This is a genomic window from Rhodococcus sp. WMMA185 (assembly GCF_001767395.1).
Lineage (GTDB): Bacteria > Actinomycetota > Actinomycetes > Mycobacteriales > Mycobacteriaceae > Rhodococcus_F.
Genome location: NZ_CP017014.1, coordinates 1,034,106 through 1,047,383 on the forward strand (window position 1 = coordinate 1,034,106; position 13,278 = coordinate 1,047,383).

The following is a 13,278-nucleotide window of genomic DNA, read 5'->3' on the forward strand; positions in this document are numbered from 1 at the left end:
CCTCACCAAGCTTCGTTCGAAGCGATTGCGGTGAGGAGGTGACGGACCGCGCCGACCCGTCTGGCCGACTTGCCCTCGAGTTCATCGAGTGCACACTCGGGATCGGCTGGCGGGCCGAGGTGAGTGCAGCCTCTCGGACAGTCCTCGATCGCGGCGGCGAGATCAGAGAAGGCGGAAACAACGTTCCCGGGAGAGATGTGGGCTAGCCCGAACGACCTGATTCCCGGGGTGTCGATCACCCACCCGCCTGTCGGAAGCGGCAGGGCCACGGATTGGGTGGATGTGTGGCGTCCCTTGCCGACGCCCGAGACCTCTCCGACCGCTCGATCAGCATTCGGCACGAGTCGATTGACAAGCGTCGACTTGCCGACGCCCGAGTGGCCGATCAGCGCGGTGAGCCGGCCCGCGAGCATCGAACTCACCTCGTCGATCGGGTCGTCGCGGCCCGCCACTACGACGGGAAGATCGAGATCGGCGAATGCGCTCGCGAACTCCTCGGGCGACTCGAGGTCGCTCTTCGTCAGGCACACGATGGGACTCAGCCCGCCTACATAGGCGGCGACGAGCGCGCGCTCCACGAAACCGGTTCGCGGTGGCGGGTCCGCGAGCGCTACCACGATCAGCAACTGTTGCGCGTTGGCCACGACGATCCGCTCGTAGGGGTCGGTGTCGTCCGCGGTGCGTCGCAGAACGGTGGTGCGATCGGCCACTCGCACGATCCTGGCCAGTGTGTCGGGCTTGCCGGAAAGGTCACCGACGATGCTGACCTCGTCGCCCACCACGATCGGAGTGCGCCCCAGTTCGCGCGCACGCATCGTCACGATCAACCGGTTCGGATCGCCGCCGAGAACGCAACCCCATCGCCCGCGGTCGACCGACACGACCATTGCCGATTCCGCGGTGAGATGCTCGGGTCTCGTCTTGGTGCGTGGGCGGCTTCCTCGACCCGGGCGCACCCGGACGTCGGACTCGTCGTACTGCCGGCGACTCAGGAGGTTACCTTTCGCCCGGTATCCGTCACTCCGGACAGCATTGTGGCCCAAAGGTTCTCGAACCCGGGCAAAGTCTTGGCCGTTGTTCCGATGTCTTCGATCTCGACGCCGTCGACGGCCAGACCGATGATGGCGCCTGCGGTGGCCATTCGGTGGTCGGCGTAGGAGCGCCACGTCCCGCCGTGTAGTTCTGCGGGGACGATCGACAGCCCGTCTTCGGTTTCGGTGGCATTCCCGCCGAGCGAGTTGATCTCGTGCGCGAGTGCGGCCAGCCGGTCGGTCTCGTGCCCGCGCAAGTGCGCGATGCCACGTAGGTTCGACGGGCCATCGGCGAGTGCGGCGAGTGCGGCGACGGTGGGAGTGAGTTCACCGACGTCGTGAAGGTCGATGTCGAGTCCGGCCAGCTTGTTCGGACCACGCACAGTCAGGTTCGACCCCTCGAGGTGTACTTCGGCGCCCATCGCGGCGAGGATGTCGCGGATTGCGTCGCCGGGTTGGGTCGTGTCGCCCGGCCACAGCGGCACTGTGACCCGACCGCCCGTCACGGCGGCAGCTGCGAGGAACGCGGTGGCGTTGGACAGGTCGGGCTCGATCACCCAGTCGACGGCCCGTGTTGTGCCCGGACGGACGCGCCAGGTATCGGGGCCACCGCCGGTCGCCGGTGTCGATACCTCGATCCCTGCCCGGCGCAGCATCTCTACGGTCATGTCGATGTGCGGCATGGACGGTATGGCCTTGCCTTCGTGATGGACGGTGACGCCCTCGTCGAAAGCGGCCGCTGACAGCAGCAGGCCCGAGACGAACTGGGACGACGCGGATGCGTCGATCGTGACGCTCCCTCCACGCAACGACCCGGTTCCATGGACGGTGAAGGGGAGCGTGTCGCCTTCGACCTGGGCTCCGAGTCCGCGCAGGGCGTCGAGGATCGTTCCCAGCGGCCTGGATCGCGCTTGCTCGTCACCGTCGAATCGGACAGCGCCGTCGGCGAGTGTGGCCAGGGGAGGCAGGAAGCGCATGACTGTCCCCGCCAGGCCGCAATCGACTGCACCGCCTCGGAGTGAACCGGGAGTGACCCGCAGTGTCGAACCGTCCCCTACCGCTTCGACGGTGATGCCGAGCGTGCGCAATGCGTCGATCATCAGGTCGGTGTCGCGGCTGCGGAGTGCCCCGCTCAGGGTTGACGGACCGTTCGCGAGTGCGGCAAGGATCAGCGCACGATTGGTGATGGATTTGGATCCGGGGAGGGCAACCGTCGCGACGACGGGCGCTTCGGCGCGGGGGGCTTTCCACAGGCTCGGGCTCACGGCTCCCATCTTCGCCTATCGAGCGTGCGAAGCGCAGGGGTGGGCGGTGTCGGGGCGAACTGACGGTGGTTCGTGCCACGCTGGTGGCATGTGCGGCAGATATGCAACCACTGCGGACCCGGCAACGCTGGCGGCCGACCTCGGTGCGATAGACGAGGCCAGCCTCGGTGCGATCGACGAGGCGGGCCTCGGTGCGATCGACGAGGCGGGCGAGGAATCGAGTACGCCCGACTACAACGTCGCACCCACCACTGCCGTGCTGACGGTTGTCGACCGCCACGGTGCCCGGCGCATCCGGCGGATGCGGTGGGGTCTCGTTCCGTCGTGGGCCGAGGAATTCGGCAAGGGTCCGGTGTTGTTCAACGCGCGGGCCGATTCGGTGGCCACCAAGCCCTCGTTCCGGAGCGCCTTCGCGCGCAAGCGGTGCCTCGTCCCGATGGACGGCTGGTACGAGTGGCAGACCGAGATCACCGAAGGCGAGACCGGTACGTCGGCGAAGAAGTCGAGCAGGGCGAGGAAGATCCCGTACTACATGTCGCCGGAGGACGGATCACGGCTGTACATGGCGGGATTGTGGTCGGTGTGGCGCGACCGGTCGGTTGATCAGTCGCCTCCGCTGCTGAGCTGCAGCATCATCACGGTTGATTCGGCAGCCCATTTGGAGGAGGTGCACGATCGGATGCCGCTCGTCATGCCTCGTGACCGGTGGGCCGCGTGGCTCGATCCAGAGCACGCGGCGTCGCCGGACCTGCTCGTAGCCTCACCCGACGCCATGTCCGGTATCACCGTGAGGAGGGTGTCCACACTCGTGAACTCTGTGAAGAACAACGGACCCCAACTCCTCGACCCGGTTTCCGAAGCTGGAGGCGGGTCGCAGGTGGGAGATCAGATCAGCGCTGAGTAGCGAGGAACCCTGGTCCTTCAGGGCGGGGAGGAATCGCGTCACGTGGTGGGTGGTGCACGAGTAGCTGAACGGCCACTGCGCACGTTGCAGTTTGGTTCTCGGTTGGTGTCGGTGGTCGCTGTTACGGTCCGGGGTGTGAAGCAGGTGGTGCGCGTGAAGTTACTGGCTGATGCCCAGCAACTCGACGCTGTGCTGCGCACTCTGGCCGTCTGCAACGACACCGCCACCCTGGTGGCTCGCATCGCGCACGAGAAGCGGGTGTTCCGCAAACGTGATCTGCGGGCGGTCACCTACGCCACCGCCCGCGGGCATGGTGGGTTGGGTGCGCAGGTGGCGCAGTCGGTGATCCGGAAGGTCGCCGACTCGTACACCACCCTGCGGGCCAACCTCCGCAACGGCAGATACGGGCCGAAAGGCTCCCGCCGCCGGGCGCGGGTGGAGAACACGCCGATCCGGTTCCGCCCGGACGCGGCGCAACCGTTCGACGACCGGTGCCTGTCCTGGCAGCACGACCAGGACGGTAGGGGTGGCACGGTGTCGATCTGGACGGTTGACGGCCGGATGAAGAATCTGCGGTTCGTTGGGCACCCCGACCAGGTGGCGATGCTCCGTGACTACCGGAAGGGGGAAACCGATCTCGTCGTACAGCGCGACCGGAAAGGGAACCCGACCGCGTACCTGATCGCCGTCTGCGACTTGCCCGACCCCCCGGTCGCCTCCGGGGAGCATCTGAACACCCCGGACGGGTGGATCGGGGTGGACCTGGGAATCGTGAACATCGCGGTCGCCTCGGACCGGAATCTTGGCGATCACCTCATCGACACCTACGGGGACGGTGCCCCGGACGGTCCGACCGGTCGGGGCAGCACCAAGGATCGTCGTACCCGTAACCGAGAACTCCGGTACACACTGCAGAAGAAGAACACCAAGTCGGCGAAGAGACTGTTGCGGCGGCGGGCTCGGAAGGAAGCCCGGTTCGCCGCCGACGTCAACCATCAGATATCCAAGAAGGTTGTGGCCGAGGCTGAACGCACCGGACGCGGCATCGCCCTGGAGAACCTCACGGGCATCCGCGAGCGGGTACGGTTTCGTGGGGCCCCAACGGGCCACGCACTCGAGTTGGGCGTTCGCGCAACTCGGGGCCTTCATTTCCTACAAGGCCGCCCGGGTGGGGGTGCCGGTGTTGTCGGTGGATCCGGCGAACACCAGCCGCCGTTGTATCCGGTGTGGTCATATCGAGAAGAAGAACCGGCCCCACCAGGACCGGTTCTGTTGTCTTGACTGCGGTTTCGTTGAACACGCGGATATTGTCGGCTCGCACAACATTGCGTATCGGGCCGCCGAGGACTACCGGGCCCAGTCAACGGTCCCTGGCGTGGCGTGACACCCGACAGCCAGTCGGGTGTCACAGCTGCAAGCTCAGCCCTTCAGGGCTGAGTAGTTGACCCTGCTGTGATCGCGGCGACGGTGGCGCCGCTGAGGCGTACGAGGTCGGCCGGGGCGAGTTCGATCTCGAGTCCGCGCCGGCCCGCGCTACAGAGAATTCGCTCCCAGTCCAGCGCAGAAGCATCGATCACGGTCGGTAGCGTCTTACGTTGTCCGAGCGGGGAGATGCCCCCGAAGACGTACCCCGTGGAGCGTTCGGCCACCTTCCGATCGGCCATCGTCGCGTTTCTCGCGCCCAGCGCGGCGGCAGCGGACTTCAGCGACAGTTTCGCCGGTACCGGCAGCACGGCAACCGCGAGTGCGCCCGAATCCAGTTTGATCACCAGAGTCTTGAACACCTGACGAGCGGTGACGCCGATCTCACGCAGCGCATCGACGGCCTCCGAGCCGAACGACTCGGCACGTGGATCATGCGCGTAGCTGTGCAAGCGGTGGTCGATTCTGTGGACATCGAGCATTTTCGTCGCGGGGGTGGCGGTTCCTGCCATGGACGGACACTCTGCCACCGCATCGGGAACACTCGGGCAGGGAGGTGTGTTGTAGGTGCAGACGAACAACTATCAGCGAAGGGAAGTGGCCGGTATCGTGACGTGTTCGGTAGCAGAGCCCACATCGCGCCTCCAGTTGGCGGTAACGTTGACGCCCACGGCGACCGAAGGGATCAGCGTGCAGGAACATGACCGTCCGACGGCGGATCGAGCCGAGCCGCCCGGCGAGTTGATCGCGCGTTTCGAAAGGGATGCGCTACCTCTCGTGGATCAGCTGTACGGTGCCGCGCTGCGAATGACCCGGAATCCTGCGGATGCCGAGGATCTCGTCCAGGAAACGTACGTGAAGGCATACACGGCTTTTCGTTCCTTCCGAGAGGGTACGAACCTGAAAGCCTGGCTGTACCGGATCTTGACGAACACCTACATCAATTCGTATCGCAAGAAGCAACGCCAGCCCGCGCAGTATCCGACCGACGAGATCACCGACTGGCAGTTGGCGGCAACGGCGGAACACTCGTCCCGCGGTTTGCGGTCAGCGGAGGTCGAGGCCCTTGATGCGCTGCCCGACGACGACATCAAGCAGGCGCTGCAGGAGCTGCCCGACGAATTCAGGATGGCGGTCTACTACGCAGACGTCGAGGGATTCCCCTACAAGGAGATCGCCGAGATCATGGGAACCCCCATCGGGACCGTGATGTCGCGCTTGCACCGTGGACGCAAGCAGCTGCGGGGACTCCTTGCCGATGTCGCGCGTGATCGCGGGTTCAATCGCGACGGTGCCGACGTGCCGGCGGCAACGAGTTCGGAGCAGGAGGTATCTCAGTGAGCGAGCAGGACGATTCGCAGCAGCTCGACTGCTCCGCTGTCATCGCGGACGTGTGGCTGATGCTCGATGGCGAATGCGACGAGGCGACGAGGGCGCGATTGCAGTGGCATCTCGACGAGTGTGGGTCTTGCCTCGAAGCCTACGGAATCGAGGAGAAGGTCAAGAACCTGGTGAACCGCAAGTGCGGTGGCGAGACCGCGCCGGAGAGCCTGCGTCAGCGGCTCAGCATCGAGCTGCGGCGGACAATCCTAGTCACTGATACCGACACTGATTCGTAGGTCGTCAGAAAGGCGACCAGGGGCCGGAAAGCACTGATGCTTTCCGGCCCCTGGTGCGGTTTGTGGCGCGTCAGGCGTTGGGACGCTTGCCGTGGTTTGCGGCGTTGCCCTTGCGGCTGCGCTTCTTGCGACCACGCTTACCCATGAGTAGATCTCCCTTCGTATTCACCACAGTCTTCCACGTGTGGTTGGGTGGCTGTGCAACAGGGTTTTGTCGATGCCGAGTGTCGGTAACAGGGAGTGAAGGATCACGATGGCAGAGGACGTGCGCGCCGAAATGGTTTCGACGGTGTTCCAAGTTGTGGTGAGCGCGGGTGACGAGGTGAAGCAGGGCGACACTCTCGTCATCCTGGAGTCGATGAAGATGGAGATCCCGGTCATCGCAGAAGAACCGGGCCGGGTTACGTCCATAGATGTCAAGGTCGGGGACGTGATCCAACAGGGCGATCTGATCGCAGTCATCTCCTGATCTGATTCGATCCGGCTGCGATGTCCACCCTGAGTGATCTGCTCGCCGAACACACCGATCTGCCCGGCGAAGCCGTCGACCACCTCCAGCGCGTCGTCGGCGAGTGGCAACTACTCGCGGATCTGTCGTTCGCGGACGTTCTGCTGTGGGTGGGAACGGATTCCTCTGTCACCGACAGCACCGGCACCGTCATCTGTGTGGCGCACTGCAGGCCCACTACCGCGTCTACCGCGTTCCCCGAGGACGTCGTCGGGACGGTCGTGTCGGAGTCGGAACATCCGCAGGTGCTGCAGGCACTGGTCGAAGGGCGGGTCATCTTCCCCGAGCGCGGCGGCGGTCACGCCGATCGTGGGGCAAGCAGCGAGGCAGTTCCGGTGCGCTGGGCAGGGCAGGTGATCGCGGTCCTGAGCCGCGACACCAACCTGTCATCCCAGCGGGCACAGAGCCCACTCGAGGTCGCCTATCTCGACTGCGCGGCGGACCTTTGCCACATGATCAGCGACGGCACCTTCCCCACGCCGGAAGCGCGTTCGGACACGAACTCGAGTCCTCGCGCCGGAGACGGGTTCATTCGTCTCGACACCGAGGGGCGCGTGGTTTACGCGAGTCCCAACGCGTTGTCGGCCTACCACCGGATGGGCCTCAGCTCTGATCTGATAGGTCGCAATCTGGCAGCGACCACCAGATCTCTGGTCACCGACCCGTTCGAGTCACAAGAGGTAGCCGGGTACATCCGCGACACGATCGCGGACAAACCCGGACGCCGCATGGAGATCGAGGCGAAGGGGGCAACGGTCCTGCTTCGCGCACTCACTCTGAAACCAGGTGGGCGACGGGTCGGCGCCGCAGTGGTGGTGCGGGACGTCACCGAGGTCAAGAGGCGAGATCGGGCTCTGCTCAGCAAGGATGCGACGATCCGCGAGATCCACCATCGCGTCAAGAACAATCTGCACACAGTCGCCGCGCTTCTGAGGCTGCAAGCTCGGCGCACCGACAACGAGCAAGCGCGTCAGGCGTTGAGTGAATCGGTGCGCCGCGTCAGATCGATCGCACTCGTGCACGACACGCTGTCGATGTCGGTGGACGAGGAAGTGAACCTCGACGAGGTCGTGGATCGGCTGGTGCCCATCCTGTCCGACGTCGCGACGGTGGGCACGCCGATCAAGATTCGCCGCGAAGGCAGTTTTGGGGTGTTCTCAGCCGAACGCGCCACCCCACTTGTGATGGTGCTGACCGAGCTCGTGCAGAACGCGATCGAGCATGGCTTCGAACCGGGGGTTCCCGGCACGGTGACAATGCAGGCGAAGCGGTCGGCCCGATGGCTCGATGTCGTCATCCATGACGACGGCAAGGGACTTCCACCGGGATTCAGCCTGGAACGATCCGATCGACTCGGCCTGCAGATCGTCCGGACACTGCTGGCCGCGGATTTGAACGGTTCCCTCGGATTGCATCCGGGCGTCGAGGGTGGAACGGATGCGGTGTTGCGGGTGCCGCTGGGACGCCGGTCGGTGCGAGATCCGGGTCGGTGACGTAAACGACAGGTTTGGTCGATGAGGCGCGGCGTTCGAGAAAAAAGCCCGGCACCATGTGGTGCCGGGCCCGTACTCCTGCTGTATCAGACGGTGGTGCGTGCTCGCGTACGAGCGTTGCGGCGTTTGAGCGCGCGGCGCTCGTCCTCACTCATGCCACCCCACACGCCGGCGTCCTGGCCCGACTCGAGGGCCCATGCGAGGCAATCGGCGGTCACAGGACAGCGGTTGCAGACAACCTTGGCATCAGCAATCTGCGCGAGAGCCGGCCCGCTGTTTCCCACAGGGAAGAACAACTCCGGGTCTTCGTCGCGGCAGATAGCCTCGTGGCGCCAGTCCATCCTTCTGCTCCTTAACTGGGTGCGTCGTGCGCACCGTGCTGGTTGGTGAATTCATCGTCTTGGTGAGTTCATCTGCGCGTGGCCAATGCCTACGCACCGTTGCTTGTGAATGCTTTCACGAACCGGCGGGATGTCAACAAAAATCCGCCGCACCGTGGGCAGGCTCACTCGGCGTGGCTGCAACGCTTCACTCAGCGTGGCCGCACTGTGAGGTGCGTCATCTGTTCTACTCCAACAGATACGTTCTCGCTAGGGTGCTGACGCGATTCTCACGTATTACTCAGGGTTGCGGTGGCGCAACCACATCCAGCGCATCGGGCACCGAAACGAACTCGACGGTCTCGTGGAGACCGATGTAGTCGCCGTCCATCTGCAGCCCGATCGGCTCGGACGCCGTGATCCGTACTGACGGAACGTCGTTGACGCGGACCAGCTTCTTCGAGCTGGGGAGGGCGCCTGGGGTCAGCAGCTGCCGGGCCACCCGAAGCGTCGTGAAAATCGCTGTTGATTTCATCGCGAAGACGCCGAGGCCGGTGTCGTATGTGATTTCGGGATTCGTATGGATCTGACGAGCGTTCAGATAGGTCCAAGGACTCGCGTTCGACACGAACGCGTAGTGAACGCCCTCTACTGGTTCGCGATCGGGAACCTCGACAGTCAGCGTCGGCTCGGCGTTCTTCCACCGGAAGAAGGTTCGTACGGCCGTGCGGACATATCGCGCGGGTGTGGCGGGACGTCCGTCTCTGCGACGAGCGTCGACCGCCTCGCACACTCGAGCGTCCAGGCCCACGCCGGCATTGAAAGTGAACCAACGGTTGTCGCAGTGCGCGAGGCCGATTCTTCGCTGGGCGCCCTGCGTCAAGAGATCGATAAGCTGGTTGGTGGCGTCCACCGGATCGGGTGAGATGCCGAGCGAACGTGCGAAGACGTTCGCGGATCCGCCGGGTACGACTGCGATCGGGGGTACGTGGCCCGGCGCCACCGCCTTCGTCGCCTGAGGCGCAGGGGAGCCGAGAAGGCCGTTGACCGCTTCGTTCACCGTGCCGTCGCCGCCGTGAACGATGACCAGGCCCAGCCCGTCCGCCCGAGCCTGCGCGGCAAGTTCGGCTGCATGGCCCCGATGCGTCGTGTGCTCCACCGTCAGTTGCGCTCGACTCGAGAGCGCGTGTGCAAGGAGGTCGCGGCCCGCAGGGGTCGTCGACGTGGCATTGGGGTTGACGATCAGGAGGGCACGCACGAAACGCAAGCCTAGCGGTGGGCCGGTGTCACCGTCCCCGGGTCTGCCGACGCGGGCGTGTTCTAGGCTGGCCGCGTGCCGAAGCCGTCCCTGAGTAAGTCAACGCCCATTACTGTCCGCGTCGCGGGTGCCCTGGTGTCACTCGAGGGCGCGGTGGCCGTCGGTGTGGCCGTTGTGTTGGTGGTACGCGGACTCCTCGGGTACGACCAGAGCATCAGTAGTGGCTACGGAACAGCGGCTTGGTTCGCGATTCTCGGTGGTGCCGTGCTCGCGGCAGGCGTCGCCCTGATCTTCGGTAGGCGCTGGGGCCGGGCGATCGCGGTTGTCGCCCAGTTGCTCCTGCTCCCCGTAGCGTGGTCACTCCTCACCGATTCCCATCAGACGTTCTTCGGAATTCTCCTCGGCGTTGTGGTGGTCGCGGCGCTGGGTTGTTTGTTCAGCAGTCCCACGTCCAAGTGGTTGGCTGCCGAGTACGGCGGGGACCCCGAGGACGGCGAATCGTCGAACCGCTAGCTCACCTCGGATGCGAGCAGACCAAGTGAGTCCCCGGTGAGCCGGTACGTGATCCACTCGTCCTGCGGGTAAGCGCCGAGGGATTCGTAGAACGCGATCGACGCCGTGTTCCACTTGATCACCGACCAAGACAGCCGCGTATAGCCGTTCTCGACGCACTCCCTCGCCAGGGTGGCGAGTAGGGCCTTGCCGTGTCCGGAACCACGATCGGCGGGGTTGACGAAAAGGTCTTCGAGGTAGATGCCGTGGGTTCCGTCCCATGTCGAGAAGTTCCGAAACCAGACCGCGATGCCAACCACCCGGCCGCCGTCGTCCACTGCAACGTGCGCGAAAGTGGATGGTAGGGGGCCGAACAGGGCGTCTCGAATCTGGTCGGTGGTGACGTTGCACTCGTCACGAGCATTCTGATACGCGGCGAGCTCATAGATCATGTCGGTGATCGCGGAGACATCTTCGGGCACTGCACGTCTGATCATCTGGCAACTTCCTCTGCTGACCGAACGCTGGGCGATCGCTGGTTTTCCGGGTGTTCGGGGAGTTGCCGGGTTGCCAGCATCGTCTTTCGGATACCGATGCTACGGACGCGACAGAGTCCGGGTGCACCACGAACGGGCGAAAGCGCCCCGGGGAAGAAAGCTAGATGTTGTGTTTTACCAATTGCTCCGTGCCGTGCTCGAAACCGAGGACCGAATACGCTCCCGGTGACATCGCGAATCGCCGGCCCTCACTAACGGGCAAATCGGCCCATCGGGCGATGAGGGCGCGGGAGAAGTGCCCGTGCCCGACCAGGATGACGTCCCGGTCGGCAAGCTGTGATTGTGCGACGGACAGGACGAGGTCGCATCTGGTGTGTATCTGCTCGGCCTGTTCACCCCGTGGGCAGGGGTGAGTCCACACCGTCCAGTCCGGCACCTGCTGCCTGATTTCGGGCGTAGTCATGCCTTCGTAGATGCCGTAGTCCCACTCTTCCAGCGCATCCCATGATCGCTGGATCGTGAATCCCGCCAATCGTGCTGTTTCCCGGGCACGCTGCCGGGTACTGGTGATGACGAGCGGGTCGCGCAACTCGAGAGTGCTCAACGCCGAGCCGGCTTCCCGCGCCTGCGACCGGCCCGCTTCGGTGAGTGTTACGTCGGTGCGGCCGGTGTGCTTACCCCAACGCGCCCACTCCGTTTCGCCGTGCCGGAGGAGCACGATCCGTCGGCCGCGCGGCGAATCACTGGGTGGCATCCATCCATCATGGCAGTGAAACCGAAGAAGTGAAATTGGAAATTGCGGAAGTGAAATCGCGGATTAGCTCGCCTGTCGGGACGAAGTACGTAAGGATCGACCCGTGACGACGGTTCTCGCAGTGGCAAATCAGAAGGGTGGGGTCGCGAAGACCACCACAGTCGCTTCACTCGGCGCAGCGCTGGTGGCGCTGGGGCAGAGGGTTCTGGTGGTGGATCTCGATCCTCAGGGATGCCTCACCTTCTCTCTCGGGCACAACCCCGACCGGGTCGAAAACTCGATCCACGAGGTGTTGACGGGTGACCTGGCGGCGAGGGACGCGGTGATCGACACCGACGATGGGGTGTCTCTTCTACCGGCGACCATCGACCTGGCGGGTGCGGAGGCAGTGCTGCTCATGCGTCCCGGTCGAGAGTTCGCGCTCAAGCGGGCACTGGAGCCTCTGCTGGACGACTACGACACCGTCATCATCGACTGCCCGCCATCGCTGGGTGTGCTCACATTGAACGGACTCACGGCGGCGCAATCCGTGCTGGTGCCGCTACAGTGCGAGACGCTTGCTCACCGGGGTGTAGGACAGTTGCTCCGCACGGTGAGTGAGGTGCAGCAGATCACCAACCCCGATCTGGTGCTGCTCGGAGCGCTCCCCACGCTGTACGACGCGCGGACAACGCACAGCCGCGACGTCCTGTCCGATGTGTCCGACCGCTACGATCTTCCGGTGCTCGCGCCGCCGATACCGCGTACGGTGAGGTTCGCAGAGGCGACGGCGTCCGGTGCGACCGTTCTGATGGGGCGAAAGAACAAGGGAGCCTTGGCATATCGGGACTTGGCCGAGAATCTCGCCAAGTACTGGGCAGGATCGGAACTCGCTACGTTTTCGCCTGGAAGTGACGTGTAAGTTCTTCCGTTGTGGGAGTCCACTCGGCAGGCCAATCCTGTTGGCGTAGTTGGGCGTCCGTACCTCCGTCTGCGAAGACCACGCTTCCGCAGAACAGTGTCGAGTCCGGTCCGAGCAGGAACGCGATGAGCGCTGCGATCTCGTCCGGGCGTCCACGGCGTCCTAGCGGAATCGGGTAGAAGTCCAGGGCCTTGGCCAGTTCGGGGTCGAGGTCGGCGCTGTTGGTCATCGGGGTGTCGATCATGCCCGGTGCGATCGCGTTGAGGCGGATGCCCTTACCGATCCATTCGGGGCGCACCGCTTCTCGGCGGATCCACCAGGCCAGCGCAAGCTTCGACGCCGGGTAAGCGGGGATCGCGGTGACCTCGTCGCCGATGCGGACGGCTTCGGGCTCGTCGTGGTCGAGACAGGCGGCTACCAAGTTCTTCGGGATCCCGGGTTGCGTCGTGGTACTGCTCGACGAAATCACCACTACTGACGCACCACGCGCACGTTCGAGGGCTGGTTTCAATGCGATGGCCAGATCTACCGCGCCGAAGAAGTTGACGGCGGCGAGTGTGCCGCCGGACACGCGGGAGAGTGAACCCAGCCCGGCGCAACAGACGAGGCCGTGCACGACACCCCCACTAGCCTCGTCGATTGCGGCCGCCGCAGCGCTCCTGCCACCCGGGGTCGACAAGTCTGCCACCACATCGGTGTGTGCGATATCGACGCCGATAACCGTGTGGCCGTCCGACTCGAGTCGGCGCCGACTGGCCGCTCCGATGCCCGATGCCGCACCGGTGATCACATAAGTTGCCATGACGTGAATTAG

Annotated in this window: 18 protein-coding genes; 9 read left to right on the forward strand and 9 right to left on the reverse strand. The window is 64.7% G+C overall.

Going from position 1 to position 13,278, the window contains the following annotated elements; translation table 11 throughout:
* Positions 1-2 precede the first annotated feature (2 nt).
* Entirely contained in the window at positions 3-1,043 is a 1,041-nt protein-coding gene (rsgA, locus tag BFN03_RS04595) for a ribosome small subunit-dependent GTPase A (RefSeq protein WP_084385493.1), read from the reverse strand.
* Positions 989-2,305, reverse strand: coding sequence for a 3-phosphoshikimate 1-carboxyvinyltransferase (aroA, locus tag BFN03_RS04600; protein WP_070378024.1), 1,317 nt, complete (start codon positions 2,303-2,305; stop codon positions 989-991). Before aroA ends, rsgA begins: the two co-directional genes overlap by 55 nt.
* Before the next feature lie 79 nt (positions 2,306-2,384).
* Here aroA and BFN03_RS04605 point away from each other — a divergent pair, with 79 nt between their 5' ends.
* The 3 genes from BFN03_RS04605 (at position 2,385) to BFN03_RS20765 (ending at position 4,584) form a co-directional block, all read left to right on the forward strand.
* Entirely contained in the window at positions 2,385-3,200 is an 816-nt protein-coding gene (locus BFN03_RS04605; protein WP_070378025.1) for an SOS response-associated peptidase, read from the forward strand.
* A gap of 135 nt (positions 3,201-3,335) precedes the next feature.
* Entirely contained in the window at positions 3,336-4,481 is a 1,146-nt protein-coding gene (locus BFN03_RS04610; protein WP_232320435.1) for a transposase, read from the forward strand.
* A complete protein-coding gene (locus BFN03_RS20765; RefSeq protein ID WP_232320495.1) occupies positions 4,384-4,584 on the forward strand; it encodes a transposase in 201 nt (66 codons plus the stop codon). Before BFN03_RS04610 ends, BFN03_RS20765 begins: the two co-directional genes overlap by 98 nt.
* Positions 4,585-4,627: 43 nt before the next feature.
* On the opposite strand, the gene ybaK is transcribed toward BFN03_RS20765, so the two are convergent.
* A complete protein-coding gene (gene ybaK, locus BFN03_RS04615) occupies positions 4,628-5,134 on the reverse strand; it encodes a Cys-tRNA(Pro) deacylase (RefSeq protein WP_070378026.1) in 507 nt (168 codons plus the stop codon).
* Positions 5,135-5,312: 178 nt separating this feature from the next.
* Here ybaK and BFN03_RS04620 point away from each other — a divergent pair, with 178 nt between their 5' ends.
* Both BFN03_RS04620 and rsrA read left to right on the forward strand, forming a co-directional pair.
* The gene (locus BFN03_RS04620) at positions 5,313-5,963 is read left to right on the forward strand and encodes a sigma-70 family RNA polymerase sigma factor (protein WP_232320497.1); all 651 of its coding nucleotides are present in this window, start codon (positions 5,313-5,315) and stop codon (positions 5,961-5,963) included.
* On the forward strand, positions 5,960-6,241 hold the full coding sequence (gene rsrA / locus BFN03_RS04625) for a mycothiol system anti-sigma-R factor (RefSeq protein ID WP_070378027.1): 282 nt from the start codon (positions 5,960-5,962) through the stop codon (positions 6,239-6,241). The genes BFN03_RS04620 and rsrA overlap by 4 nt, the downstream gene beginning before the upstream one ends.
* Positions 6,242-6,311: 70 nt before the next feature.
* Here the strand turns inward: rsrA and BFN03_RS20990 are convergent, their stop codons facing one another.
* Complete coding sequence (locus BFN03_RS20990; protein ID WP_022597109.1) at positions 6,312-6,386, reverse strand: 50S ribosomal protein bL37; 75 nt, start codon at positions 6,384-6,386, stop codon at positions 6,312-6,314.
* Between the two features lie 108 nt (positions 6,387-6,494).
* On the opposite strand from BFN03_RS20990, the gene BFN03_RS04630 reads away from it, so the two are divergent.
* Complete coding sequence (locus BFN03_RS04630) at positions 6,495-6,710, forward strand: biotin/lipoyl-binding carrier protein (RefSeq protein ID WP_070378028.1); 216 nt, start codon at positions 6,495-6,497, stop codon at positions 6,708-6,710.
* A gap of 20 nt (positions 6,711-6,730) precedes the next feature.
* The gene (locus BFN03_RS04635) at positions 6,731-8,242 is read left to right on the forward strand and encodes a sensor histidine kinase (protein WP_070378029.1); all 1,512 of its coding nucleotides are present in this window, start codon (positions 6,731-6,733) and stop codon (positions 8,240-8,242) included.
* 86 nt (positions 8,243-8,328) lie between these two features.
* Here BFN03_RS04635 and BFN03_RS04640 read toward each other — a convergent pair whose 3' ends face one another.
* Both BFN03_RS04640 and BFN03_RS04645 read right to left on the reverse strand, forming a co-directional pair.
* A complete protein-coding gene (locus BFN03_RS04640) occupies positions 8,329-8,583 on the reverse strand; it encodes a WhiB family transcriptional regulator (RefSeq protein WP_070378030.1) in 255 nt (84 codons plus the stop codon).
* A gap of 280 nt (positions 8,584-8,863) precedes the next feature.
* Positions 8,864-9,820: a diacylglycerol/lipid kinase family protein gene (locus BFN03_RS04645; protein WP_070378031.1), complete on the reverse strand. Its 957-nt coding sequence runs from the start codon at positions 9,818-9,820 to the stop codon at positions 8,864-8,866.
* 75 nt (positions 9,821-9,895) lie between these two features.
* Here BFN03_RS04645 and BFN03_RS04650 point away from each other — a divergent pair, with 75 nt between their 5' ends.
* A complete protein-coding gene (locus BFN03_RS04650) occupies positions 9,896-10,333 on the forward strand; it encodes a hypothetical protein (RefSeq protein ID WP_070378032.1) in 438 nt (145 codons plus the stop codon).
* On the opposite strand, the gene BFN03_RS04655 is transcribed toward BFN03_RS04650, so the two are convergent.
* Positions 10,330-10,809, reverse strand: coding sequence for a GNAT family N-acetyltransferase (locus BFN03_RS04655; protein WP_070378033.1), 480 nt, complete (start codon positions 10,807-10,809; stop codon positions 10,330-10,332). The two genes, BFN03_RS04650 and BFN03_RS04655, sit on opposite strands and share 4 nt — an antisense overlap.
* A gap of 160 nt (positions 10,810-10,969) precedes the next feature.
* Positions 10,970-11,563, reverse strand: coding sequence for an acid phosphatase (locus BFN03_RS04660; RefSeq protein ID WP_070378034.1), 594 nt, complete (start codon positions 11,561-11,563; stop codon positions 10,970-10,972).
* 103 nt (positions 11,564-11,666) lie between these two features.
* On the opposite strand from BFN03_RS04660, the gene BFN03_RS04665 reads away from it, so the two are divergent.
* A complete protein-coding gene (locus tag BFN03_RS04665) occupies positions 11,667-12,464 on the forward strand; it encodes a ParA family protein (RefSeq protein WP_070378035.1) in 798 nt (265 codons plus the stop codon).
* On the opposite strand, the gene BFN03_RS04670 is transcribed toward BFN03_RS04665, so the two are convergent.
* Positions 12,436-13,266 (reverse strand): SDR family oxidoreductase, encoded by an 831-nt coding sequence (locus BFN03_RS04670; protein WP_070378036.1) that lies wholly within the window; start codon positions 13,264-13,266, stop codon positions 12,436-12,438. The two genes, BFN03_RS04665 and BFN03_RS04670, sit on opposite strands and share 29 nt — an antisense overlap.
* Between the last annotated feature and the right edge of the window lie 12 nt (positions 13,267-13,278).